This window comes from Paraburkholderia phytofirmans PsJN (assembly GCF_000020125.1).
GTDB lineage: Bacteria > Pseudomonadota > Gammaproteobacteria > Burkholderiales > Burkholderiaceae > Paraburkholderia > Paraburkholderia phytofirmans.
Window position 1 is genome coordinate 2177794 of record NC_010681.1, and the last position, 22622, is coordinate 2200415.

At 63.6% G+C, this 22622-nt stretch carries 22 protein-coding genes; 16 read left to right on the top strand and 6 right to left on the bottom strand.

Features of this window, described 5'->3' with window-relative positions:
• Window positions 1–27: 27 nt before the first annotated feature.
• Together BPHYT_RS09600 and BPHYT_RS09605 are read left to right on the top strand one after the other, a co-directional pair.
• Window positions 28–930: an SDR family oxidoreductase gene (locus tag BPHYT_RS09600; RefSeq protein ID WP_012432942.1), complete on the top strand. Its 903-nt coding sequence runs from the start codon at window positions 28–30 to the stop codon at window positions 928–930.
• A gap of 83 nt (window positions 931–1013) precedes the next feature.
• Entirely contained in the window at window positions 1014–1973 is a 960-nt protein-coding gene (locus BPHYT_RS09605) for an alpha/beta hydrolase (RefSeq protein WP_012432943.1), read from the top strand.
• An 88-nt stretch (window positions 1974–2061) separates the two neighbouring features.
• Here BPHYT_RS09605 and BPHYT_RS09610 read toward each other — a convergent pair whose 3' ends face one another.
• Together BPHYT_RS09610 and ygfZ are read right to left on the bottom strand one after the other, a co-directional pair.
• Window positions 2062–2919, bottom strand: coding sequence for an NRDE family protein (locus BPHYT_RS09610; RefSeq protein WP_012432944.1), 858 nt, complete (start codon window positions 2917–2919; stop codon window positions 2062–2064).
• Window positions 2920–3008: 89 nt separating this feature from the next.
• A complete protein-coding gene (gene ygfZ, locus BPHYT_RS09615) occupies window positions 3009–4082 on the bottom strand; it encodes a CAF17-like 4Fe-4S cluster assembly/insertion protein YgfZ (RefSeq protein WP_012432945.1) in 1074 nt (357 codons plus the stop codon).
• A gap of 78 nt (window positions 4083–4160) precedes the next feature.
• Here ygfZ and mltG point away from each other — a divergent pair, with 78 nt between their 5' ends.
• From mltG to BPHYT_RS09670, 11 genes are all read left to right on the top strand, one after another.
• On the top strand, window positions 4161–5171 hold the full coding sequence (mltG, locus tag BPHYT_RS09620) for an endolytic transglycosylase MltG (RefSeq protein WP_041758912.1): 1011 nt from the start codon (window positions 4161–4163) through the stop codon (window positions 5169–5171).
• Window positions 5171–5791, top strand: a complete 621-nt coding sequence (tmk, locus tag BPHYT_RS09625; RefSeq protein WP_012432947.1) for a dTMP kinase — start codon at window positions 5171–5173, stop codon at window positions 5789–5791. The genes mltG and tmk overlap by 1 nt, the downstream gene beginning before the upstream one ends.
• A gap of 94 nt (window positions 5792–5885) precedes the next feature.
• A complete protein-coding gene (locus tag BPHYT_RS09630) occupies window positions 5886–6920 on the top strand; it encodes a DNA polymerase III subunit delta' (RefSeq protein ID WP_012432948.1) in 1035 nt (344 codons plus the stop codon).
• Between the two features lie 120 nt (window positions 6921–7040).
• The gene (locus tag BPHYT_RS09635) at window positions 7041–7565 is read left to right on the top strand and encodes a GNAT family N-acetyltransferase (RefSeq protein WP_012432949.1); all 525 of its coding nucleotides are present in this window, start codon (window positions 7041–7043) and stop codon (window positions 7563–7565) included.
• A 34-nt stretch (window positions 7566–7599) separates the two neighbouring features.
• On the top strand, window positions 7600–8391 hold the full coding sequence (locus tag BPHYT_RS09640) for a TatD family hydrolase (protein WP_012432950.1): 792 nt from the start codon (window positions 7600–7602) through the stop codon (window positions 8389–8391).
• A 52-nt stretch (window positions 8392–8443) separates the two neighbouring features.
• Entirely contained in the window at window positions 8444–9184 is a 741-nt protein-coding gene (locus tag BPHYT_RS09645; protein WP_041758411.1) for an ankyrin repeat domain-containing protein, read from the top strand.
• Window positions 9185–9560: 376 nt separating this feature from the next.
• Window positions 9561–9917 (top strand): Rap1a/Tai family immunity protein, encoded by a 357-nt coding sequence (locus tag BPHYT_RS09650; protein ID WP_012432952.1) that lies wholly within the window; start codon window positions 9561–9563, stop codon window positions 9915–9917.
• A gap of 403 nt (window positions 9918–10320) precedes the next feature.
• The gene (locus BPHYT_RS09655; RefSeq protein ID WP_012432953.1) at window positions 10321–11544 is read left to right on the top strand and encodes a mechanosensitive ion channel family protein; all 1224 of its coding nucleotides are present in this window, start codon (window positions 10321–10323) and stop codon (window positions 11542–11544) included.
• A gap of 210 nt (window positions 11545–11754) precedes the next feature.
• Window positions 11755–13167 (top strand): alpha,alpha-trehalose-phosphate synthase (UDP-forming), encoded by a 1413-nt coding sequence (gene otsA, locus BPHYT_RS09660; RefSeq protein WP_012432954.1) that lies wholly within the window; start codon window positions 11755–11757, stop codon window positions 13165–13167.
• A gap of 115 nt (window positions 13168–13282) precedes the next feature.
• Complete coding sequence (locus tag BPHYT_RS09665) at window positions 13283–14449, top strand: AAA family ATPase (protein ID WP_012432955.1); 1167 nt, start codon at window positions 13283–13285, stop codon at window positions 14447–14449.
• 231 nt (window positions 14450–14680) lie between these two features.
• Window positions 14681–15748 (top strand): glycosyltransferase family 4 protein, encoded by a 1068-nt coding sequence (locus tag BPHYT_RS09670; protein WP_012432956.1) that lies wholly within the window; start codon window positions 14681–14683, stop codon window positions 15746–15748.
• A 307-nt stretch (window positions 15749–16055) separates the two neighbouring features.
• Here the strand turns inward: BPHYT_RS09670 and BPHYT_RS09675 are convergent, their stop codons facing one another.
• Window positions 16056–16643: a BPSL1445 family SYLF domain-containing lipoprotein gene (locus tag BPHYT_RS09675; RefSeq protein ID WP_012432957.1), complete on the bottom strand. Its 588-nt coding sequence runs from the start codon at window positions 16641–16643 to the stop codon at window positions 16056–16058.
• Here BPHYT_RS09675 and BPHYT_RS38140 point away from each other — a divergent pair.
• Complete coding sequence (locus tag BPHYT_RS38140; protein WP_148225077.1) at window positions 16624–16998, top strand: hypothetical protein; 375 nt, start codon at window positions 16624–16626, stop codon at window positions 16996–16998. The genes BPHYT_RS09675 and BPHYT_RS38140 overlap by 20 nt on opposite strands.
• 83 nt (window positions 16999–17081) lie before the next feature.
• On the opposite strand, the gene BPHYT_RS09685 is transcribed toward BPHYT_RS38140, so the two are convergent.
• Entirely contained in the window at window positions 17082–17531 is a 450-nt protein-coding gene (locus BPHYT_RS09685) for a membrane protein (RefSeq protein ID WP_012432958.1), read from the bottom strand.
• A 235-nt stretch (window positions 17532–17766) separates the two neighbouring features.
• Window positions 17767–18066, bottom strand: a complete 300-nt coding sequence (locus BPHYT_RS09690) for a PsiF family protein (RefSeq protein WP_012432959.1) — start codon at window positions 18064–18066, stop codon at window positions 17767–17769.
• Between the two features lie 446 nt (window positions 18067–18512).
• Between BPHYT_RS09690 and BPHYT_RS09695 the strand changes: the two genes are divergently transcribed.
• Window positions 18513–18809: a YciI-like protein gene (locus BPHYT_RS09695; protein WP_012432960.1), complete on the top strand. Its 297-nt coding sequence runs from the start codon at window positions 18513–18515 to the stop codon at window positions 18807–18809.
• 594 nt (window positions 18810–19403) lie between these two features.
• Window positions 19404–20579, top strand: a complete 1176-nt coding sequence (locus BPHYT_RS09700; RefSeq protein ID WP_012432961.1) for a transposase — start codon at window positions 19404–19406, stop codon at window positions 20577–20579.
• 141 nt (window positions 20580–20720) lie between these two features.
• On the opposite strand, the gene BPHYT_RS09705 is transcribed toward BPHYT_RS09700, so the two are convergent.
• Complete coding sequence (locus BPHYT_RS09705) at window positions 20721–22274, bottom strand: mannose-1-phosphate guanylyltransferase/mannose-6-phosphate isomerase (protein ID WP_012432962.1); 1554 nt, start codon at window positions 22272–22274, stop codon at window positions 20721–20723.
• Window positions 22275–22622: the final 348 nt, after the last annotated feature.

A 22622-nucleotide genomic window follows, 5' to 3' on the forward strand; every position in this document is an offset into this window, starting at 1 on the left:
CGCGGAGCAAACCAGGAGAGTCAAACGATGTTCGAATTCGCAGGCAAGGTGGCGGTGATCACCGGTGCGGCGAGCGGTTTCGGCCGTGCGTTCGCGCAGAAGGGCGCGTCGCTCGGCATGAAGCTCGTGCTCGCCGACGTCAATCCCGACGCGCTCGCGCAAACCGTCGAGGCCCTGAGTGCCGAGGGCGCCGAGGCGATCGGCGTGCCGACTGATGTCGCCAGCGCGGCGCAGGTCGAAGCGCTCGCGCAAGCGGCGCTCGACGCCTATGGCCGCGTGCACCTGCTGTTCAACAATGCGGGCGTGGGCTCGGGCGGCTTCCTGTGGGAAAGTTCGGCGAACGACTGGTCCTGGGTGTTCGGCGTGAACGTGATGGGCGTCGCGCACGGTGTGCGGGTCTTCACGCCGATCATGCTGGCGCAAAACGAGCCGGCGCATATCGTCAACACGGCGTCCGTCGCGGGGTTGTTGTCGCCGCCTGCCATGGGCATCTACAACGCGTCGAAGCATGCCGTGGTGTCGCTCACCGAAACGCTGTATCACGACCTGCAGTTGGCGCAAGCCGGCCAGGCGGAAACGGGAACGGAAGCGGGTGGCCTGGTCGGCTGTTCGCTGCTGTGCCCGGCCTTCGTGCCGACCGGCATCGCCGATGCGGAACGCGCGCGCCCCGCGGACCTGCGCAACGACAGCGGACCGACGCGCTCGCAGATCGCCGCGGGCAAGCAACTACAGCGCGCCGTGCAATCGGGCAAGCTGAATGCCGGCGATGTCGCTGACATCACCTTCGAAGCGATCGCCGCGCGGCGTTTCTATATCGTCACGCATCCGGGCATCATGGCGACGGTGAAGCTGCGTCACGAGGACATCGAGCAGTTGCGCAATCCCACCGACCCCATGTCGCTCAAGCCGGAAGTGAACAACGCCGGTTAGGCGCGAGTTTTATCGCATTGCCGGCGCGCTATCGCGCCGGTTTCTTTTTAAACCTTCGGCGCACATGCGCCATCAGACGCACCATGCCGCTGAATCCGAAGATCGAGCAGGTGCTCGACATGATCGCGCGGGCCAAACGCCCGAAGCTGCACGAAATGACCGCGCAAAACGCGCGGGCTTCGTACGAAAAAAGCGCACCGATTCTGGAGATTGCCAGCGCGCCGATGTTCGCGCTCGACGATCTGCGCATCCCCACACGCGACGGCGCGACGATTCGCGTGCGTCTTTATCAACCGGTCGAGCCGAGCTGGGCCGAACCCGCGCCAGCGCTGGTGTACTACCACGGCGGCGGCTTCACGGTGGGCAGCGTTGATACGCACGATGCGCTGTGCCGGATGTTCGCGCGCGACGGCCGGTGCACGGTGTTGTCGGTGGATTACCGGCTCGCGCCGGAGCACAAATTTCCCACCGCCGTCGATGACGCATTCGACGCCTTGACCTGGTTGCATACGCACGCCGCGGAATTCGGCGTAGATACGGGCCGGCTCGCGGTGGGCGGCGATAGCGCGGGCGGCACATTGGCCACGGTCTGCGCGGTCTTCGCACGGGACGCCGGCATCGAGCTCGCCTTGCAGTTACTGGTCTATCCGGGCACGACCGGCTACCAGCAAACCGATTCGCACTCGCGTCTCGCCGACGGTTTTCTGTTGTCGGGCGACACGATCCAATGGTTCTTCGAGCAGTACGTGCGCGATAGGCGCGACCGCGACGACTGGCGTTTCGCGCCGCTCGACGGCCAACGTGGCGCGCCCGATCTCAGCGGCGTTGCGCCGGCGTGGATCGCTACCGCCGAATACGATCCGTTGAGCGACGAAGGCGATGCCTACGCGGAGAAATTGCGTGCCGCGGGTAATGCGGCCACGCTCAGGCGCTATCCGGGCATGATCCACGAGTTCTTCAAGATGGGTGGTTATGTACCGGAGGTCGCCGAGGCGCACGCGGATGCCGCCGCGGCATTGCGCGCGGCGTTCGGCATCGACTGAGCGCGGTTTTGCAGGCGGTTAGCGGCGCAAGGTTGGCGGTCAGCGCTAGAGTCGAACGACGAACCGCCGCCAATCCTCCCAACGATTATCACGCCATCTCGCGCTCGATACTGAAAGCGAAGCTGCGCTCGAAGTCGCCGGGCCGCACGATGCGGTGCGAGCCGTTGTCGTCGCTACGCTCGGCGACGGCCACGCTGATCACTTCACCGTGCGCGGCCACGCGCAACGCGGTCGTGCCGCGCGTGCCGTACTCAGGCGTTTCGATAAACGCCGCCGACAACGCCCGTTCCCGTTCGAGCGGAATGCCGGTGGACGGCAACTCGTCGTCGCGCGCGAGGCGCGGATCGCGCATCAGATCGATCAGGCGTTCGAGCGGCGGCATCGCGTCGCGCGCGAGCAGCGTGCCCAGTTCGGCGCGCTTTTTCACCAGCTTCGGCCACGCAGTATCGAGCACGGCGTTCGAGATGCCATGCGTGCCCGGTGCGAGCAACGCGGGCGCGAGGTCGCCGCGGTTGCAGTACCAGGCAAGTTCGCGCCGCGTCCAGTCGCCCACCAGCAGATTGAACCCGTTGTAGATGTCGCCGGTTTGCGCGACGTGTTGCAGGTACGCGAGCGGGGTGTCGTGCGGATTTTTCGCCGCGTCGCTCGTTCCGTCGCGCGCGGCGCCGCTCAGCCAGTCGCTGACGAGCGTGCCGCGGGTCGGCGCGTCGGCGCGCATTTCATGTGGCGCGCGGTAGTTGGTCAGCGCGGCGAAGCGGCCGTCGCGCGACATGCCGAGCCACGTGCCGCCGCCCTGAAGATCGCGGCCGGCCAGCACGCCCGGCGCGTCCTGCCACCAGCTGATCGGCTCGGCGGTGCGGCGAAAGAATTCGTCGCGATTCGCGGCGAGCGTGAAGAGCGGGCCGTCGACCGCATCGGGTCGCCAGTCGAAGACGATCAGGCACATCGGGGGGCGTCTCCCGGTGGGGGCGTTGCAGATGAGGAGTCCAGTAAAAAGCGGCGCCTGATTGCGCCGCTTCATACCGCGAGAGAACTTTAGACTTCGGTCGGCAGCCCGTAGGGCAACGGCAGAAACCGCAGCGCCGGGCCTTCCGCCGCGCCCAGGTGCACCGAACCGTTTTCCAGCGCCGCGAGCTTGATCTCGACCAGCACATCGACGCCGCCGTCCGGCGCCGACGCCGCGTTCACGACCATGCCGCACGGCTGGCCCGGATCGTCCGAATGGAACAGTTCCGCGCCGGCGTGCACCGTGTCGAGTTCGCCCGCCACGTTGGCGAGCGAGGTGCGCCGCTTGATCGTGCCGCGATACTGGCTGCGCGCTACCACTTCCTGGCCGGGATAGCAGCCTTTGCGGAAATTCACCGCGCCGAGCACGTCGAAATTGACCATTTGCGGCACGAATTGCTCGACCACCGGCTGGGTGATGCGCGGCTCGCCTGCGCGAATGTCGAGCCAATCCCACACGGCCGGCGAGACGCGTTTGAGTTTTTCCTCGAGCAAGGGCAGCAGCGACTCGACCTGTGCTTTCGGGCCGATCCACAGAAAACGCAGGTGCCCAAGCGCGTCCGGCACGCGAATCAGCGAGCCTGCCGCGCCGTCCACTTTCACGTGCACGCCGTCCGGCAGCGCGTCGAACACGCCCGAGAGCGCCTTGCGCACGTCGCCGGCGAGACCGATCACGGCCAGTTCGCCGCTCGCATCCACAAGCTTGGCCTTGGCGCGCAGCACGAACATGGAGAGCCGCTTCTGCACGGCAGCCTGTACGTCTTTCGATGCCAGCAGGCGGATCGTGTCGCCGCTGCGCCACGTCAGGAACGACGCGAGCAGACGCCCCTTGGCCGAGCAGTAGCCGGCGAGGCGCGCGTTGGCTGCGTCGAGATGCTGGGTGTCGTTGGTCAACTGGCCGTGCAGGAAGCTCGCTGCGTCGTCGCCGGTGGCGTCGATCACGCCGAACTGCGTGAGCGGCATGTACGCGCCGTGGTGAATGACGGCGTCGAATTCATCGGCGGAAGGGCGCGGCAGCGTGGGCAGAACGGCGGGCGTGGCGGCAGCGGCCGTGACGGCGTTGCCTGAGGAAGTGCCTGAAGCGGTAGCGAGCGGTATGTTCATGGATTCCGAGAACAGTCAATTCTGACTTTAGCTAAGGCAAACAAGTATTATATGCAGTCCAATCCTGCCACGTTCCGCATGACCCTTTTCAGAAAATGTTTCGTCGCCGGCGCAATCGTCGTTGTGCTGGCCGCAGCCGCCATTGCCGGTGGGTATCACTGGGCTAACAGCCCGCTTGACCTGAACCCGGCGCAACTCGATGTCACCGTCAAGCCGCACAGCAGCTTGCGCAGCGTTACGCTGCAGCTCAATCGCGGCGGCGTGCCGGTCGAGCCCGAACTGTTCGTCATCATGACGCGGCTATTGGGGCTGCAAAGCGAGCTGAAATCGGGCAACTACGAATTCAAGACGGGCGTGACGCCGTACGAGGTGCTGCAGAAAATCGCGCGCGGCGACGTCAACGAATACGTGGCGACGATCATCGAAGGCTGGACCTTCAAGCGCATGCGCGCCGAGTTGGACGCCAATCCGGCGCTCAAGCACGACACGATCGGCATGAGCGATATGGATTTGATGAACGCGATCAATGCTCCGGAGGCGTCGATCGGCAATGGTGAAGGATTGTTTTTCCCGGATACGTATCTGTTCGACAAGAACACCAGCGATCTCGACGTGTACCGCCGCGCTTACCGCCTGATGCGCCTGCGTCTGGACGAAGCGTGGACCGCGCGCGCGCCGAACCTGCCGTACAAGACGCCGTACGACGCGCTGACCATGGCGTCGATCATCGAAAAGGAAACCGGCAAGAAGTCCGACCGGCCAATGGTCGCTGCGGTGTTCGCGAACCGTCTGCGCGTGGGCATGCCGCTGCAAACCGACCCGACCGTGATCTACGGCATGGGCGACAGCTACGCAGGCCATATCAGGAAAAAAGACCTGCAGACCGACACTCCCTACAATACCTACACCCGGATGGGCCTGCCGCCGACGCCCATTTCGCTGCCCGGCGTGGCGTCGCTGCAAGCGGCGCTGAATCCGGCGCAAACCACCGCGCTGTACTTCGTGTCGCGCGGCGACGGCAGCAGTATCTTTTCCGACACCCTCGGCGATCACAACAAGGCCGTGGACAAATACATTCGAGGGCAATGATGGCGCGGGGCAAATTCATTACGTTTGAGGGCATCGACGGGGCGGGCAAGACCACCCATCTCAGCTGGTTTCGGGAGCGCCTCGAACAGAAAGTCGCGAGCACCGGCCGCTCGGTCGTGATGACGCGCGAACCCGGCGGCACGCCGCTCGGCGAGCAGATCCGCGAGATCGTACTGCATCAGAAAATGGACCTCGAAACCGAGGCGCTGCTGATGTTCGCGCTGCGCCGCCAGCACCTGGCCGAAGTGATCGAGCCGGCGCTCGCACGCGGCGACTGGGTGCTGTCGGACCGTTTCACCGACGCGACTTTCGCCTATCAGGGCGGTGGCCGCGGTCTGCCACGCGACAAGCTGGAAACGCTGGAGCGCTGGGTGCAGGGCGGTTTTCAGCCGGATCTGACGGTGCTGTTCGACCTCGCGCCCGAGATTGCCAACGAACGGCGCAGCGCGGCGCGCGATCCGGATCGCTTCGAGAGCGAGTCGGTGGCGTTTTTCAACCGCACGCGCGCCGAATATCTGCGCCGCGCCGAAGAAGCGCCGTACCGGTTCGCTATCATTGACTCCGCGCAGAGCATTGTGCAGATTCAGAGAAAACTTGAGGAATTGATCGCAATTCTTTGAATTTAAAAAAATATAACCTTGTCTTATAACGCTGTGCAGAGTTCATGTTACGCCTCATGAAATTCCTGCAACAAATTGATTTAAAAGAGAAACAATGATTTATCCGTGGCAAGCCGATGACTGGAACCGCCTGCAGCAGCTGCGCGGCCACTGGCCGCACGCTCTGTTGCTGCATGGACAGGCCGGCATCGGCAAGCTGCGCTTCGCGCAGCATCTCGCGCAAGGCCTGCTGTGCGAGGCGCAGCAGCCCAACGGCGAGCCGTGCGGCGCGTGCGTGGCCTGCAACTGGTTCGCGCAGGGCAATCATCCGGATTACCGCATCGTCGTGCCCGAGGCACTGGCCGCCGAAGCCGGCCTGAACAGCGGCGCGGACGAAAAAGCCGACAAGGCCGACGCCGACGAAGGCAAAAAGACCCGCGCGCCCAGCAAGGAAATCAAGATCGAACAGATTCGCGGCTTGCTCGACTTCGTCGGTGTGGGTTCGCACCGCGGCGGCGCGCGTGTGGTCGTGCTGTATCCGGCGGAAGGGCTGAACATCGCCGCGGCCAATGCGCTCCTGAAGACGCTCGAAGAACCGCCGGCGGGCGTCGTGTTCCTGATGGTGTCGGCGCGCATCGACCGCCTGCTGCCCACCATCATCAGCCGCTGCCGCCAATGGCCGATGACCATGCCCGCGCCCGAGGTGGCGACGAAATGGCTCGCCGCGCAAGGCGTGGCCGAGGCGCCCGCGCTGCTCGCCGAAGCAGGCGGTGCGCCGCTCACCGCACTCGCGCTTGCCAGCGACGAGAACCGCGCGCTGCGCGACTGGACGCTCAAGCAACTTGCCGCCGGCCCCGATTGCGATGCTTTCGCGTGCGGCGAGGCGCTGCAGAAGCTGCCCGTGCCGCTGGTGCTAGGCTGGCTGCAACGCTGGATGTACGATTTGCTGGCGCAGCGCACGGCAGGCGCGCCGCGGTATTTTCCACAGGCGTCGGCGGCGTTGACGCGCTGCGCGTCGCAGGCCGATGCCAGCGCGTTCGCTCGCTTCACGCGCATCGTGACGCGCCAGCGCGCCGTCGAGAACCATCCGCTGAATGCTCGGCTGGTGTTCGAGGAACTGTTTATCGGGTACCGCGAGTTGTTCGCCTAGTGCTTGTCCGCGAGACACCCCAGCAGGGCGGCGCGCTTTGCGGCGCTTTACCGCACCAGGCGGCCGGCGCCCGTCCGTATTTCTTCCCGTATCTGCCTTCCCTCTAACGTTCAACGCACCATGAGCCTTTCCTACCGCGATGCCACGCTCGACGATCTGCCCGCGATCGTCGCCATCTACAACTCGACTGTGCCGTCGCGGCAAGTCACGGCCGATCTCGATCCGGTCAGCGTCGAAAGCCGGATGGGCTGGTTTCATGCGCATGGTCCGCAAAAGCGGCCGCTGTGGGTGGTGGAAGCTACGGAGCAGCCCGGCCGCGTGATCGCTTGGCTGAGTTTTTCGGACTTCTACGGCCGTCCCGCTTATCAGCGCACCGCCGAAGTCAGCATCTATCTCGACGAAAGCGCGCGCGGCCGCGGCCTTGGCAAGCAATTGCTCGCGGCTTCGCTGGCGGCAGCGCCGGCGCTCGGCATCGACTCCGTGCTCGGCTTTATCTTCGGCCACAATGAGGCGAGCTTGCGCCTGTTCCGCGGCTTCGGTTTCGACACGTGGGGCTCGTTGCCGCGCGTGGCCGTGCTGGACGGCGTGGAGCGCGATCTGGTGATTCTCGGCAAACGCCTGGACTCCGCAGCAGCCGCCGCCTGATTCACTTCGAGCACTTCCTACGCAGGACATCACCATGTTTGTCGACTCGCACTGCCATATCAACTTCGAAGGACTCGCCGACCGCCTGCCGCAGGTGCTCGAGAATATGCGCAGCCATTCGGTCACGCACGCGCTGTGCGTGTCCGTCGATCTGGAAACGCTGCCGTCGGTGCTGGATATCGCCAACCGGTACGAGAACGTGTACGCGTCGGTCGGCGTGCATCCGGATCACGAGGACATGCGCGAGCCGAGCGTCGCCGAACTGGTCGAACTGGCCGCGCATCCGAAGGTGGTCGCGATCGGCGAGACGGGACTCGACTACTACCGCCTGGAAGGCCGCACGATCGCCGACATGGAATGGCAGCGCGAACGTTTTCGCACGCATATTCGCGCGGCGCATGCCACGGGCAAGCCGCTGATCATTCATACGCGCTCGTCTTCGGAAGATACGCTGCGCATCATGGCCGAGGAGCGCGCGGGCGAGCCGGGCGGCGTAATGCATTGCTTCACGGAGCCGTGGGCTGTCGCCGAACAGGCGCTCGCGCAGAATTTCTATATCTCGCTGTCGGGCATCGTCACGTTCAAGAGCGCCACCGACGTGCAGGACGTCGCGCGCCGCGTGCCGCTCGAGCGTTTGCTGATCGAAACCGACTCGCCGTACCTCGCGCCGGTGCCATATCGCGGCAAGCCGAATGAACCTGCGTACGTGAGTTATGTCGGACGGTTCATCGCGCAGCAACGCGAGATGCCGGAAACGGCGCTGGCCGCCGCAACCACGCAGAACTTCTTCCGGCTTTTCAAGATCCCCGCGCCGGCCGGCGTGTGAGACGTAAAGCCGATAATTATCAAAAGGATAGGGACGTTTCCTAAAGTTAAATATGAGAGAAATTTCGATGTCGTTTGCTGAGAAACAAGACACTTTCACCGCGCGTGGCGCGCTGGCTTCGGCACGGCGTGGCGCCGCGCGCGTCGCGTTCGCGGCCGCGCTGGCTTGTGCCGCGCTGACTTCGTTGATGGTGTCGCCGGCTCAGGCTGCGCCGATCGATTCGCTGATCAAGTCGGTCAAGTTCGACGACGTCGACGGCGTCAACAAGCTGCTCGCCAAGGGCATGGACCCGAATAGCGTGGACAACCAGGGCATTCCGCTGCTGGTGCTGGCCGCGCGCGAGAAATCGGACAAGGTCGGCGCCGCGCTGGTCGCCAATCCGAAGACCAACATCGAGATTCAGGACAAAGCCGGCGAGAACGCGATGATGATGGCCGCGCTGAACGGCGACCTTGACTTCGTCAATCTGCTGATCGCGAAAGACGCCGAGGTCAACAAGAAGGGCTGGGCGCCGCTGCACTACGCGGCCGCGAACGGGCATGACGATATCGTGAAGGTGCTGCTCGACCATTCGGCCTACGTCGACGCAGGATCGCCGAACGGCACCACGCCGCTGATGATGGCCGCGCGCGGCGGCCACGTATCGACGGTAAAGCTGCTGCTCGACAACGGGGCGGATCTGACGGTGAAGAACCAGATCGGCATGACGGCGCTCGATTTTGCCAAGACCTACAAGGAGCCGGACGTGGTCGAAGGGCTGACCGCGCGCCTGCAACAGATGCAACCGAAGTGATACGAGTGGCGGAGTGAGTTGGCGGGTTGAAGGGCGGAGGCGTGCCGGCCGCGGGCCAGAATTTCTGCGCGCTGCTTGCTAGCGCTTCGTGCGCGGACCAGCCCTGCCTGTCGGCCCTCGGGCGTCGCTACAGACAACCCGCTAGCCGAGCGCATGTGCCCGCCCGCAAAGCACTACCGTATTTCCGCCAAAGCGCAAAAATACCGGCGCAACGGCCGCCGCCCGGCATCGCAGTAAAAAGTGCCTGAAGATAGCGGGGCCGCGCACGCTTGCGGTTCGCAAAACAGTGCAGAATGACAACTTTGGCGCGCCGCCTGGGCGTGCCGTTCGGACGCGGCGACAGACCGCCTGATAAACGACCCTGGAAAGGAACACCATGCTGCGGGCTTTGATTTTCGCCAGCGCGCTTGCCGTACCGCTATCGGCAGCCGCGTTTACGGGAGGCGACCTCAACAAGCTGTGCACCAAGACGGACGTGGCGTCGCGTAGCGCGTGCGCCGCTTATATCGAAGGCGCCGCTGACGGCATCTTCAATACCATCGACGCGATCGGCGGCACGACCGGTCCGCGCGTCGGCCAGTACTTCTGCTTGCCGCAGGACGCGCGCTCGGCGCAATTGACCGACGCGGTGCGCAAGTATATTGCCGAGAATCCGAACGTTGCGGGCTACAACGCCAGCACGGCGATCTCGCTGGGACTCGGCAAAGCATTCCCCTGCAAGAGCGGTAGTTGAATTTGAATTGAATCACGGCTGATGTCCCGCGCGCCCTGCGGCGGGCGCGTCTGGCATTTCAGCCTGCGGCCCGTGTTTGGGATTTCAGCGACCGGAACCCCGCTTCGGGCTGCTTCGAAGTCCGCCTGAAACCGGTACAACCCATGGCCATCCGTTTGCAGAAGCGGCCGGCCCTGGGACCTTTCCAGGATCGCGCTGACGAACGACCTAAGATGTCTGTAGGCGGTCCGCGACGGCGCGCAGTCACGCGGCTTACGCCCGCTGCAACGGCGGATGCTTCGTCAGCGCCGCCGTCCGGCGCGCCGTGTCATGCAACACCGCGGCCACGTTCGAGGCTCGCCGGTTCCGCACCCGTTCCGCGCGGGTTCTGCTCCCACCCAAGCCGAGGAGGAAAAGCCCTTTCATGCCAACTCTCGACGACCTCAGCCGCATGGCCGAAGCGCCGCTGCATACGTGGCCCGGCGCATTGATCGTCTCGGTCATCGCGATGATGCTGGCCGTGGGCATCCATCAGATCGGCGCGCGCATCGTGACGCGGCTCGCGCGGCCTTACCCGCTGACGAGCGTCGTGTTGCGCTATATCGACAAGCCGTCGCTGTTCGTGCTCGTGATCCTCGCGCTGGAGGCGGTCTGGTGGGAAGCGCCGGACACGCTGACCTTCATCACGCCGCTGCGCGACGCTGCGGCGATCACGCTGATCGGCGGAATTACGTGGCTCTCGGTGCGCTCGGCGGCGGCGATCGGCGAAGCGATCATTCAGGCCCATCCGCTCGACACCGCCGATAACCTGCAGGCGCGCCGCATTCATACGCAGGCGCGCGTGCTGGCCCGTTCGGTGATGTTCGTGATCGTGATCGTCGGCGTGGGCGGCGCGTTGATGACATTTCCGAGCGTCCGGCAGATCGGTGCGAGCCTGCTGGCGTCGGCGGGCGTGGCGGGGTTGGTCGCGGGTATCGCGGCGCGGCCGGTGCTCGGCAATCTGATCGCCGGCTTGCAGATCGCGCTGTCGCAACCGATCCGTCTCGACGACGTCGTCGTGATCCAGGGCGAGTGGGGGCGTATCGAGGAAATCACCGGCACGTATGTGTCGGTGCGTCTGTGGGATCAGCGGCGGCTGATCGTGCCGCTGCAATGGTTCATCGAAAACCCGTTTTCCAACTGGACTCGCAGCAGTTCGCAGATCATCGGCACGGTGTTTCTCTACGTCGACTACCGAATGCCGCTCGCGCCGTTGCGGGAGGAACTCGCGCGCATCGTCGAGGACGCGCCCGAGTGGGACCGGCGCGTGCAGGTGCTGCAGGTCACGGACGGCACCGAGCGCTCCATGCAATTGCGCGCGCTCGTCAGTTCGCTCGACTCAGGCCTGAACTGGGATTTGCGTTGCCGCGTGCGCGAAGGTCTGCTCGACTTCATTCAGCAGCACTATCCGCAGTACTTGCCGCGGGCGCGTGCGGAAGTGTCGGCGGAACTGGAAACCGGTAAGGGCGAGCCGCTCGACTGGGTGCCGCGCAGCACGCAGACGCCGGCCGGCAGCACCGCCGCGCACACTGAGGCCGATCCGGTGGCGACACGCGCCGGACGGCAGCCGGCGGTAGGCGTGCCGGGGCAGGCGAAGGAAAAAGTTTGACGGCTGAAAGCGGCATACTTTAAGGTCCCGGCGTTGATAAATGCAACTGATCGGGCACCAAAACGGTCGAACCGTCCACTCACTCACGAATCCGGCGCGGCATCGCGTGCTTCGAGCGGTTTGGGTTCTCGCCGCGCAACCAGGCGCGAGACACTTCGAACATCTGCGAAAGCACCGGGCGCGCCGCGCGAACCATGGAGGACATGCAATATGGGCCGACTGATCGTCGTGTCGAATCGCGTCGCAACGCCGACGGAAACCAAGGGCTCAGCCGGCGGCCTCGCGGTCGGCGTATTCGGCGCGCTGAAGGATGCCGGGGGCGTGTGGTTCGGCTGGAGCGGCGACGTGGTCAGCGAGACCGTCGCCAACGCAGGCCCGACGCTGGAGCAGGACGGCGCGGTGACCTTTGCGACCGTCGGTCTGACGCGCAAGGATTACGACCAGTACTATCGCGGCTTTTCGAACGCGACGCTGTGGCCGGTGTTCCACTACCGCAACGACCTCGCACGCTACGAGCGCGAGGAATACGCGGGCTACCGGCGCGTCAACGCATGGCTCGCGCACAAGCTGATCAAGCTGCTCGAACCCGACGACGTGATCTGGATTCACGACTACCATCTGATCCCGTTCGCCGAGGCGCTGCGCAACGAGGGCATCACGAACCGCATCGGCTTCTTCCTGCACATTCCGTTTCCCGCGCCGCAGATCCTGCTCAACATTCCGCCGCATGAAGAGCTGGTGAAGTCGCTGTCGTGCTACGACCTGCTGGGCTTCCAGACCGCCACCGACGAACTCGCCTTCAAGGACTACGTTACGCGCCACGCGCGCGGCACGGTGGGCGCGGACGGCGTGGTCGAAGCATTCGGCCGCAAGCTGCGTACGGGCGTCTACCGGATCGGCGTGTTCCCCGACGAAATCGCCGAGCAGGCAAAGCGCTACGAAAGCCGTCAGCACGTGCTCGACCTGAAGCAGAGCCTGGAAGGGCGCAAGCTGATCATGAGCGTCGACCGGCTCGATTACTCGAAGGGTCTCGTCGAACGGTTCCGCGCGTTCGAACATCTGCTGGAGCGCTCGCCGGAATGGCGCGGCAACGTCACGCTGGTGCAGATCGCGCCGCCGACCCGCTCGGACGTCGCTACCTATCAGAAAATTCGCCAGGATCTGGAGTACGAAGCAGGGCGCATCAACGGCCGCTACTCGGGGCTCGACTACACGCCGATCCGTTATCTGAACCAGCAGTACGACCGCTGGAAGCTGATGTCGCTGTTTCGCGAATCGCAGATCGGTTTCGTCACGCCGTTGCACGACGGCATGAATCTGGTCGCGAAAGAATATGTCGCCGCGCAGAACCCCGAGGACCCTGGCGTGCTGGTGCTGTCGATTTTCGCGGGCGCGGCGGCGGAGCTGACCGGCGCGCTGCTGGTCAATCCACACGATGCGATCGGCATGTGCGAAGCGTTGCAGCGCGCGCTGCAAATGCCGCTCGACGCGCGCCAGCGGCGTCACGAGATCAACATGGCGGCGCTGCGCGAAAACGATCTCGGTGTGTGGCGCGATACCTTCCTGCGCGATTTGCGCAGCGTGCCGGCGCAGAAACCGGGCAAGGGCGGCGGGCATAAGTGATGGGGCGTGTCGACCAGTACCTGTCCGACTTCGGGGGCGGCGGCGTGAGCGTGTGTAGACGCGCGGCAGAGTTGCGGAACGCGCGCGCATGCGCGCTCGAATGTCAGGCCCGCGCATGCTGACCACTTTGGCCATTGCCGGCTATCGCTCGGTGCGCGAGTTGATCGTGCCGCTCGGCAGGCTGAACGTGATCACAGGTCCGAACGGCAGCGGCAAATCGAGCGTGTATCGCTCGCTGCGCCTCCTGGCCGAAACGGCGCGCGGCGGGTTGATTACCTCGCTCGCGCGCGAGGGCGGATTGCCGTCGACGCTATGGGCCGGCCCTGAGCGCTTTTCGCGGGCCGTGCTGGCGGGCGAGTTCGCGGTGGAACCGCTGCGCCGCAAAGAGCCGGTCAGCCTGCGGCTCGGTTTTTCCGGCGCTCAATTCGGCTACGCGATCGATCTCGGTTTGCCGCTCGTGAATCACGCCACGCGCTTTCCGCTCGATCCGACCATCAAGCGCGAATGCATCTGGAGCGGCCCCGTGCTGCGGCCGTCGGCCTTGCTGGTCGATCGCCACGGCCCGGCGCTGCGCACGCGCGACGAGCGCGGCGACTGGCAAACCATTCCGCAACCCGTCGCCAGCTTCGACAGCATGATGACGGAGTTCTCTGACCCACGCACCGCGCCCGAGATGATCACGGTGCGCGAGCAGATCCGCTCCTGGCGCTTCTACGACCATTTCTGCACCGACGCCGACGCGCCCGCGCGTCTGCCGCAGATCGGCACGCACACGCCCGTGCTCGCGAACGACGGCGCGGATCTCGCCGCGGCGCTGCAAACCATCCGCGAGATCGGCGATCCGGCCGCGCTCGATGCCGCCATCGACGACGCCTTTCCAGGTTCGCGCCTCGACGTCGCGACCCAGGACGGCCGCTTCGAAGTGACGATGCAGCAGCACGGCCTGCTGCGTCCGCTGAAAGGCGCGGAGTTGTCGGACGGCACCTTGCGCTATCTGCTGCTGGTCGCCGCCTTGCTGACGCCGCGTCCGCCCGGCTTGCTGGTGCTGAACGAGCCGGAGACGAGTCTGCATCCGGATCTGCTGCCGGCGCTCGCGCGCCTGATCGCGCAAGCTGCGGCGCATTCGCAGGTGCTGGTGGTGTCGCACGCCGCGCGTCTGATCGCGGCGCTCGAGCGCGAAGAGGCGAGCCAGTCGATCGTGCTGGAGAAGCAGTTCGGCGCGACCCGCATGACCGATGCCGACGATCGCGATCTGCCGCCGTGGAAATGGCCTTCGCGATGAGCATGAGCCGCCGTTCACGCGCCGGGCCGTATGTAAGCTGAATGTAACAGCGCCGAGGAAATGCAAGACCAAGGGCTTTTTGTCGTCCTGTAGTGAATAATGCTTCGATGCCGGTGGTGCATGCGGCCGGCTCGGGCCGTTGCATTGATCGGAGGTATTGGCGCTGTCATACTCAGCGCCGCTGACGCGCACCGCCTCGCGGCGCAAGCCGTCAGCTCACGGAGACAAAATATGAAGATTGCGCAGATCGCCCCATTGACCGAATCGGTGCCGCCAAAGCTATACGGCGGCACGGAGCGCGTCGTGTCGTACATCACCGAAGCGCTGGTCGATCTCGGCCACGACGTGACGCTGTTCGCGAGCGGCGACTCCGTTACGAGCGCCAAGCTCGAAGCCGTCTGGCCGCGCGCGCTGCGTCTCGATCCGGGCATTCGCGACCGCGTGGCGCCCCATATGCTGCTGATGGAACTGGTGCGCCGCCAGGCCGAGAATTTCGACGTTCTGCATTTTCACCTCGACTACTACTCGTTCTCGGTGTTCAAGCGCCAGGACACGCCGTTCGTCACGACCATGCACGGGCGGCTCGATTTGCCCGAGCAGCAGCCGGTATTTGACACGTTCAACACCGCGCCGGTGATTTCGATTTCGAATTCGCAGCGGCATCCGCTGCCGCAGGCCAAGTGGCTGACCACCGTCTATCACGGCTTGCCGGAGCAGCTTTACACGCCGCAGCCCGTCGAACAGAAGTACCTCGCGTTTCTCGGCCGGATTTCGCCGGAAAAACGTGTTGATACCGCGATCCGGATTGCGGGCCGCTGCGGCATGCAGATTCGCATCGCCGCCAAAGTGGATGCCGCCGATCGCGAGTACTTCGAGCGTGACATTCGGCCGTTGCTGGATTTGCCCCACGTGGAGTTCATCGGCGAGATCGCAGATCACCAGAAGGCCGAATTCCTGTCCGGCGCGCACGCGCTGCTATTTCCAATCGACTGGCCGGAGCCGTTCGGGCTCGTCATGATCGAAGCGATGGCATGTGGCACGCCGGTGATCGCGTTCAACCGCGGCTCGGTGCCGGAAGTGCTGGAAGACGGCGTGACGGGTTTTATCGTCGAAGACGAAATCGGCGCGGTGGCGGCGGTCAATCGCCTGCACAAGATGCCGCGCGCGGGCGTGCGGCAACGTTTCGAAGAGCGCTTCACGTCGCATCGCATGGCGCAGCAGTATGTGGATGCGTATCAGATGGTGATTCGCGCGCAGAAGCGTTCGCGCTTCAAGGTGATCGATACGTCGGGAAGCTGAGCCGAAGCGATTCGACTCGAGCGGCAGAGTAAAAAAAGAGCGGCGATGCGCGATGCGCATTGCCGCTTTTTGCTGGCGTACCACTCGGGACGATTTGGGCTGCTGAACGGGCGACGGGCGGCGGGCGGCGGTGCTGGACCGCGCCCGCGATTGCGGCCCACAAAAGCTCACCGACGCGGCGCATGCCACGTTGCTGACCTTGCAAAGGCAGGCTGCGCAGAATTGCGTCTGATCCGGCCACCGCTGCTTACGGAACCCGGCGGATCGGACGCACACCTCGCAGACCGGCCATCGGCAGTGCGCCTGGTTAGATCTTCAGGCGCGAAACCTTGGTGCCTTGCAGCGATACGTCGGCCATCAAACCGGCGTTCGTGAGCACGATCACTTCGACCGGAGCGGTGGCCGTGGTGGTGTCGATCACGCCGTTGGCGCCCATCTTGATCAGCGCGACGGACGCGTCGCCGCCCGCCGACCAGCCGTCGGTATTGCGGAATTTGTCCAGTGCGTCCTGCGTCATGAACAGGAAGATGATCGCCTTCGACTGCGCACCCGCCTGCAGGCCGAACGAACCGGAAATCGTGCTGTAGTAACCGACCGTGCCGCCGCCTACGCGCAGCGAACCTTCGCCATACTGTCCGCCGACGACGAAGCCCACCTGCAGCACCGATGGGAACACGAGGACGCCGCGCGCCTTCGAGACCAGCTCACGCGAACCCTTCACGGTCGTAAAGAGCCGCGACATGGTGCCGTCGACGCTAGCGTCGATCGACTGGCGTTTGGCCGAGTCGGTGGCGGGGGTATCGGGGTTGCTCTTATTGGTCGTGCAACCGGCAAGTGCAAGGCCTCCGAAAGCGAGCGCAGCGGTAGTCTTCAGCATGAAGTTTCGTCTTTGCATCGTTTTTCTCCGTCATGGTTCCGGGGCGCAACCTCATCTGATTAGCCAGGTTGCCTTTGAGTTATATCACACGCAAGCACAAAAGGCGCACTTCCTCGTCAGGCGAAAAGCCTTGTGCAGCGGGGGTTTCGGGCAAATCGTAAGGCACGGTGCCGTAATTTTGACCGGCGCCGGGGAACACCCCGGGGTACACCTTGAGGCTGCGCAAAGCGCGCGTTTGAATGGCTTCGGGCGAATCGCGCCGGGTTTCGCCCAAGCCAATGGGAACAAGACGGCGAGCGATTCAAGCATTCATTTTTACCGATTTGCCGCTGCCCGGATCAACCTTGAAATCGTTTTGAAAGTGTTGCGGTGACGCCGCAGATTGGCCCGGAATTCGGCACGTTAATCGGCCCTTCGATCAGCTCAAGATGTGGCCGTCTCGATCCGGGCGCGCGCTCAACCGTGGTTCGCCGGACTCTTCACCGCGGGCGGGCGGCGCAGCACGCGGCGCACCATGCCGATCAGTACGCCGATCAGAAACAGCGCCACGGCCGGCACGATCCAGTAGCCGACAAACGCGTGCCACAAATAAGCCATCAGAGTGGAGCGGCGCACGCTGTATTCATTGCGGGCGTCCTGCTGACGCGGCGCGTTGGCGGCCAGCACATCGGCCGGACAGCCCGCGGCTTGCGCTTCGTCGGGCTTGCCATGGCAGCGCGCAGGGGCACCGGCGGCGCGTTGCGCGTCGGTGAAATTCCAGCTGGTCAGCGCACGGTCGAGGTCGACGGCGTTGTACGCCATTTCCTCCCGGATCTCGCTTACCGCCACGATCGCCACGGGCACCGCCCAGAAAATGATGACGACCAGCCACCGCCTCAACCAGCGGTTTTTATGCTTCGATACCATCCTTGCCTCCGATGGATGCTCTGCAGCACCAACGACAAGATGGCGGCCCGTCTAATGTTGTATGGGGGTGGGCCGTCTCCGCAGCCATCATAGAAGAAAAATGGCGGGTTCGGGCGGATGGGCTGCGCAGGAAGGGGCGCGCATGCGCAGAGCGAGCGCAGGACAGCAGCACCGCAGTGTTCGAGTCGAACGCGCGCAGGCGCCGCGCTTGTCGCGCGACGCCGATTCGTCGTGTTTAATTAGCCGGTGCGGACGACAGGCAGCTCTTCATGAACGCCTTGCGGTCATCACCCTTCTTGCCGGTGGCTTGCGTGTTGCACGCCTTCATCTTGTCCTGCTGGCTCATCGGCGCAGCGGCGGCCGGTTTCGCGGACAGGCAGGTCTTCATGAACGCTTTGCGCTCGTCGCCCTTCTTGTCGCCGGCCTGCTTGTTACAGTCGGCCATTTTGGTTTGCTGGCTGTTCTGTGCGAACACCGGCGAAGAAACGAGGACAGCACCCAGAACCAGCGTAGCAATAGCGGATTGGATTTTCATGTGACACTCCATCGGTGGTGAAAACGTTTTTGGTCGTTCATGCGCGCGGGCGTCAACGGTATCCAGGACCCTCGGCATGCCCATTATGGCAAATGCTGTCTGCCAGAACGGCTAAAACCGCAATCCGGTTGACAGGCGCCGACGCTGGTTTTCCCTTACGCGACGGGGACTAAGGGCGGATTGGAGTGTGAAATGCGAATGGCGCGATTATGGAATTATGTTATGCATTCCAGATTAAATTCATGAGACGAATTCAAAGAAATTAGCACTAAACAATTCCATGAGATCAGTTAAAGATTCAAGCATGCTTTTCGCATTGCTGCACATGCAATTGAATTGTAATTAGGCAGGAAATTCCGCTACCCAACATATGGGTAATATTGACCAGAATGCACGTCGCCGATTGCGCGGCTAGTCGCTCTCAACACCGGCCGGGGAGGCTCGTTATGCACTATCTGTTGATGTACGACCTGGTGTCCGACTATCTCGAACGGCGCGCAGCGTATCGCGATGCGCATCTGAAACTGGCGTGGGCGGCCACCGAGCGCGGCGAGTTGTTGCTGGCCGGCGCGCTGGCCGAGCCCACGGACACGGCCGTACTGCTCTTTCAAGGCGACTCTGCCGCTGCCGCCGAAGCCTTTGCCAAGGCCGATCCATACGTCCTCGCCGGCCTCGTGACACGCTGGCGCGTGCGTGAATGGACGACGGTGGTGGGCGAGGGCGCGGCGAAACCGGTGCGTTGAACGCCTTGGTCTATCGGTTAGATCGGCAGAGGCGCGAGTGACAAAATCGATGGTTCAATCGGTGGCGCTGCGCCGCTCACACCTCGCAATTTCCTACGCGTTGATGCGTTGCACATGAATTGATCAACGCTGCTTCCGGCTCTTTGGTCGATCGGCAAGAGTCGAACCGAAATGCATTGAAATCTCCTGCGGGACGGACAACGGATTCATAAACGTTATTCACCGTGATGCCTGCATGTTGTGCGATGCAATAGCGCCGTATTTCTACCGGAAGCGACGCGACTTTTATGACGGCATTGCGAGCAATGACGCAGCAAAAAGGACAAGATTGTTTCCATCCGTAACACTTGTCTCATTCATATTCACGCAAACCCTGGGGATGGTATGCTTCGTGCACAAATTCTCCCATGCACGAGTGAGACCACGTTTTGTGCTTCGCAATAGGGACGAACCGCACTAAGTCGGGGCGGTATTGACCAGACAACAAAACGTACAAAACATATTTGTGCAACCGAGGCCTGCACACGGGTCGTGAAAGTTGAATCCGTGGCAGTCCAAAGCCGCGGCCTGGCCAGGCTGCGTGGAGAAAACCCAATGTTTTTCGATGAGCTAAGCAATGACGAATGGGCGCTGCTGGCAGCGCTTGTTTCAGATGAGCCGGCCGTCCGTCTAAACCGACGCGGCCGGCCACGCGCCGAACCGCGCATCGTGGCGAATGCCGTCCTGTGGATCCTGACAACCGGTGAACCCTGGTCGAAACTGCCGGGGCGTTATCCGTCGGGTCCGACTTGCCGGCGCCGTTTTGAAGAGTGGCAATTGAACGGCACGCTGCTCGAGATGGTTCGGCTGTTATCGCAAACCGGGCGCACCTTTGCGTACGTCCCCCAACCGGCGCCGCCCGTCGCGGCCAAACCTGCGGCACCGGTAGCGGAAACTCCCAGCGTGCGCGACGAGCATCTGCGTGGCGTCTCCTGGAGAAGCCCCGAGTCATGGCAAGCGCCTGGCAGCGCGTCGAGCAGCCAAGGCAGCTGGCGCTCGGCTGATCCGATTGCCGACATCACGCGTCAGTTGTCCGGCGTCACGCATGTGCCGCCGGTGTCTCGTGCACCCGCCGCACCCGCCGCAGCGCCCGCACGGCACGTCGTGCGAGCCGGCCTGCCGCGTCCGGACGAAGCGCGCGCGGTCGGTGCCGCCATGCATGGTTTGAACTCCGCCATCGCGTCGGCGCGCGGAACATCCGCGCCCGACGATCGGCGCAGCCCGCTGTCGATGAGCCTCGCGCCACGCGGCACGGAAATCGCCGACCGGCGCGGCTACGTGATCTACGTCGCGGCCGAGCAGGTGCCGAACGCCATGTATCGGGCGTGGGCGGAAATCATGAAGGATGGCAAACGCGTCGAGCGTTCCGGTCTCGTCGGCCCGCGCTTTGCGCAAGCCGAAGCGGCGGAGCAATACGCGCTCGACTGGGCGCGGCAATGGATCGAGCGCGAATGCCTCACGCTGGCGGCGGCAGAGCAAGCCTCGGCTGCGGCTCAAGCACCGGCTCACGTCTCAGCGAATCCGGCGCCCGTCGCAGCACGTCCGTTGCCTGCCTTGCGCCATGTGCCTGAGCCGGTCGCTGCCAATCATGGCGCACCGTTGCATGGACCGCTCAACGCGTTCCGTGGTCCGTTGCGCCGCTATCCCGGCGAACCGGCCGCAGCGACCGAAAGCAGTAGTGCATCAGATCGTTATCCGTCGTACACAGAACTCATCTCCCACGCGGGGTGAGCGCGGCGGCTAGCACGGCAGTTCCCCGCGGCCGGTAGGAGCAACCGCCGCAGGTTCCCGCTTCATTCGTTGTGGCATTCGCTGCGATTCACTGGTGTTATCTGAAGGACGCCGTTCACCGACGCCCCTCGTCCACGCGCGTTACTGGCGTCCGTAGGTATCGTCGAAGCGCACGATATCGTCTTCGCCGAGATACGAACCGGACTGGACCTCGATCATTTCGAGCGGCATCTTGCCCGGGTTTTCGAGGCGGTGGGTGACACCCAGCGGAATATAAGCCGATTCGTTTTCGGAGACGATAAAGCGCTCTTCACCACGCGTGACGAGCGCCGTGCCGCGCACGACGATCCAATGTTCGGCGCGGTGATGATGCATTTGCAGCGAGAGCCGCGCACCCGGTTTCACCACGATCCGTTTGACCTGGAAGCGCTCGCCGGTGTCGACGGAATCGTAGTTGCCCCACGGACGATGAACCTTGCGATGGTTGGCCGCTTCCAGCCCGCCGTCGTTGCGAATCCGGCCCACGATCTTCTTGACGTCCTGCACGCGCGACTTGTCGGCGACCAGAATGGCGTCGGCCGTTTCCACCACTACGAGATCCTGCGTACCCACGCAGGCAATCAGGCGTCCTTCCGAATGGGCGAAGGTCGAGGCCGCGCCTTCGAACATCACGCGTCCGCGTCCCACGTTCTGATCGGCGTCCTTGTCCGAGATATCCCAGATCGCGTCCCACGAACCCACGTCGGACCAGCCTGCCTGCAACGGCACGACCACGCCCGAGGCCGCGCTTTGATCGTTGCCGAGCTGTTCCATCACCGCATAGTCGATCGAATTCGACGGCGAGGCGCTGAACGCGTCGCGTTGCAGACGGAAGAAGTCGCCGTCCGCCTTGCCGCCCGCGAAGGCCGCATCGCAGGCTTCGTATATGGCGGGCTGGAAATGGCGGATTGCCTTCAGCCAGGTCGACGCGCGCATGATGAAGATGCCGCTATTCCACCAGTACTCCTTCGAGTCGATGTAACGCTGCGCGAGTTCCAGATGCGGCTTCTCGACGAAGCGATCGAGCTTGTGCGCGCCGACCTTGCCGGTCACTTCCGCGTCGGCCTCTTGCGTGTGATTAGTCGTGCCAAGCGCCGCGCCGATGCGAATGTAGCCGTAGCCGGTTTCCGCGCGCGTCGGCACAATGCCCATGGTCACGATATGGCCGGCCGCCGCGTGCTGCACGCCGGCGGCCACGGCCGCGTGAAATCCGTCGATGTCGGTGACCGCGTGATCGGCGGGCATCACGACCATGATGCCGTCTTCGTCCTGCGCGGCGACCGAGAGGGCGGCCACCGTAAGTGCCGGCGCCGTATCGCGGCCGGCGGGTTCGAGAATCAGCCGGGTCGGCTTGCCGCTCGTGCGCAATTGCTCGGCAGTGGTGAAGCGCTGTTCTTCATTGGCCACCACGACGAGTTGCTCGGTGAGCGGATAGCCGGCCTCGAGTCCCTCGAGACGGCGCGTGGTGGATTGCAGCAGCGAATCGTCGCCTAGCAGGCCGATCAACTGTTTCGGATGCTGTTCGCGCGACATCGGCCACAACCGCGTGCCGGAACCGCCCGCCAGAATCACGGGATGAACCTTGAGCTTGACGTTCAGGGACTTGACTTGCGTGGACCGGGTGTCGGCGGGCGTTGCCGTAACCGGAGCTGTCATGATGGACTCCTCGAGGCTGGGTGAATGCGTCGAGTTTTATCACGAACTCAGGAATCAATAAAAGCGCGTTAAATAGAAACTATATAAAACGCCTAATCAAATTCTCAATTTCGTGAAGAAAAAATGTCCGGATAATTTTTTAAAAAGAAAAATTACCCGAAAAAAATCACGGACCATTTTTTTATCGCTGTCCATGCGTCAGAATGATAGAGGAAGACGGCGCGTAAGCTACGTAGGAAAACGCTCTGAAAGTACGAGACCGGCTGACATCAAGGCTTGAAAGACGCCGCTAAAACGCCAAATTCGGTAACAATTGCCGAACAAAATTCAGAAAAAATGCCGAAACAT

What these genes read in the sequence shown, in the direction of transcription:
- BPHYT_RS09645 (WP_041758411.1), top strand. Translation starts at nt 8,444, where the DNA reads ATGAGAGAAATTTCGATGTCGTTTGCTGAGAAACAAGACACTTTCACC.
- BPHYT_RS09650 (WP_012432952.1), top strand. Translation starts at nt 9,561, where the DNA reads ATGCTGCGGGCTTTGATTTTCGCCAGCGCGCTTGCCGTACCGCTATCG.
- mltG (WP_041758912.1), top strand. Translation starts at nt 4,161, where the DNA reads ATGACCCTTTTCAGAAAATGTTTCGTCGCCGGCGCAATCGTCGTTGTG.
- BPHYT_RS09600 (WP_012432942.1), top strand. Translation starts at nt 28, where the DNA reads ATGTTCGAATTCGCAGGCAAGGTGGCGGTGATCACCGGTGCGGCGAGC.
- BPHYT_RS09605 (WP_012432943.1), top strand. Translation starts at nt 1,014, where the DNA reads ATGCCGCTGAATCCGAAGATCGAGCAGGTGCTCGACATGATCGCGCGG.
- BPHYT_RS38140 (WP_148225077.1), top strand. Translation starts at nt 16,624, where the DNA reads ATGAAGTTTCGTCTTTGCATCGTTTTTCTCCGTCATGGTTCCGGGGCG.
- BPHYT_RS09690 (WP_012432959.1), bottom strand. Translation starts at nt 18,066, where the DNA reads ATGAAAATCCAATCCGCTATTGCTACGCTGGTTCTGGGTGCTGTCCTC.
- BPHYT_RS09700 (WP_012432961.1), top strand. Translation starts at nt 19,404, where the DNA reads ATGTTTTTCGATGAGCTAAGCAATGACGAATGGGCGCTGCTGGCAGCG.
- BPHYT_RS09610 (WP_012432944.1), bottom strand. Translation starts at nt 2,919, where the DNA reads ATGTGCCTGATCGTCTTCGACTGGCGACCCGATGCGGTCGACGGCCCG.
- otsA (WP_012432954.1), top strand. Translation starts at nt 11,755, where the DNA reads ATGGGCCGACTGATCGTCGTGTCGAATCGCGTCGCAACGCCGACGGAA.
- BPHYT_RS09675 (WP_012432957.1), bottom strand. Translation starts at nt 16,643, where the DNA reads ATGCAAAGACGAAACTTCATGCTGAAGACTACCGCTGCGCTCGCTTTC.
- BPHYT_RS09685 (WP_012432958.1), bottom strand. Translation starts at nt 17,531, where the DNA reads ATGGTATCGAAGCATAAAAACCGCTGGTTGAGGCGGTGGCTGGTCGTC.
- tmk (WP_012432947.1), top strand. Translation starts at nt 5,171, where the DNA reads ATGGCGCGGGGCAAATTCATTACGTTTGAGGGCATCGACGGGGCGGGC.
- BPHYT_RS09635 (WP_012432949.1), top strand. Translation starts at nt 7,041, where the DNA reads ATGAGCCTTTCCTACCGCGATGCCACGCTCGACGATCTGCCCGCGATC.
- BPHYT_RS09665 (WP_012432955.1), top strand. Translation starts at nt 13,283, where the DNA reads ATGCTGACCACTTTGGCCATTGCCGGCTATCGCTCGGTGCGCGAGTTG.
- ygfZ (WP_012432945.1), bottom strand. Translation starts at nt 4,082, where the DNA reads ATGAACATACCGCTCGCTACCGCTTCAGGCACTTCCTCAGGCAACGCC.
- BPHYT_RS09640 (WP_012432950.1), top strand. Translation starts at nt 7,600, where the DNA reads ATGTTTGTCGACTCGCACTGCCATATCAACTTCGAAGGACTCGCCGAC.
- BPHYT_RS09630 (WP_012432948.1), top strand. Translation starts at nt 5,886, where the DNA reads ATGATTTATCCGTGGCAAGCCGATGACTGGAACCGCCTGCAGCAGCTG.
- BPHYT_RS09655 (WP_012432953.1), top strand. Translation starts at nt 10,321, where the DNA reads ATGCCAACTCTCGACGACCTCAGCCGCATGGCCGAAGCGCCGCTGCAT.
- BPHYT_RS09695 (WP_012432960.1), top strand. Translation starts at nt 18,513, where the DNA reads ATGCACTATCTGTTGATGTACGACCTGGTGTCCGACTATCTCGAACGG.
- BPHYT_RS09670 (WP_012432956.1), top strand. Translation starts at nt 14,681, where the DNA reads ATGAAGATTGCGCAGATCGCCCCATTGACCGAATCGGTGCCGCCAAAG.
- BPHYT_RS09705 (WP_012432962.1), bottom strand. Translation starts at nt 22,274, where the DNA reads ATGACAGCTCCGGTTACGGCAACGCCCGCCGACACCCGGTCCACGCAA.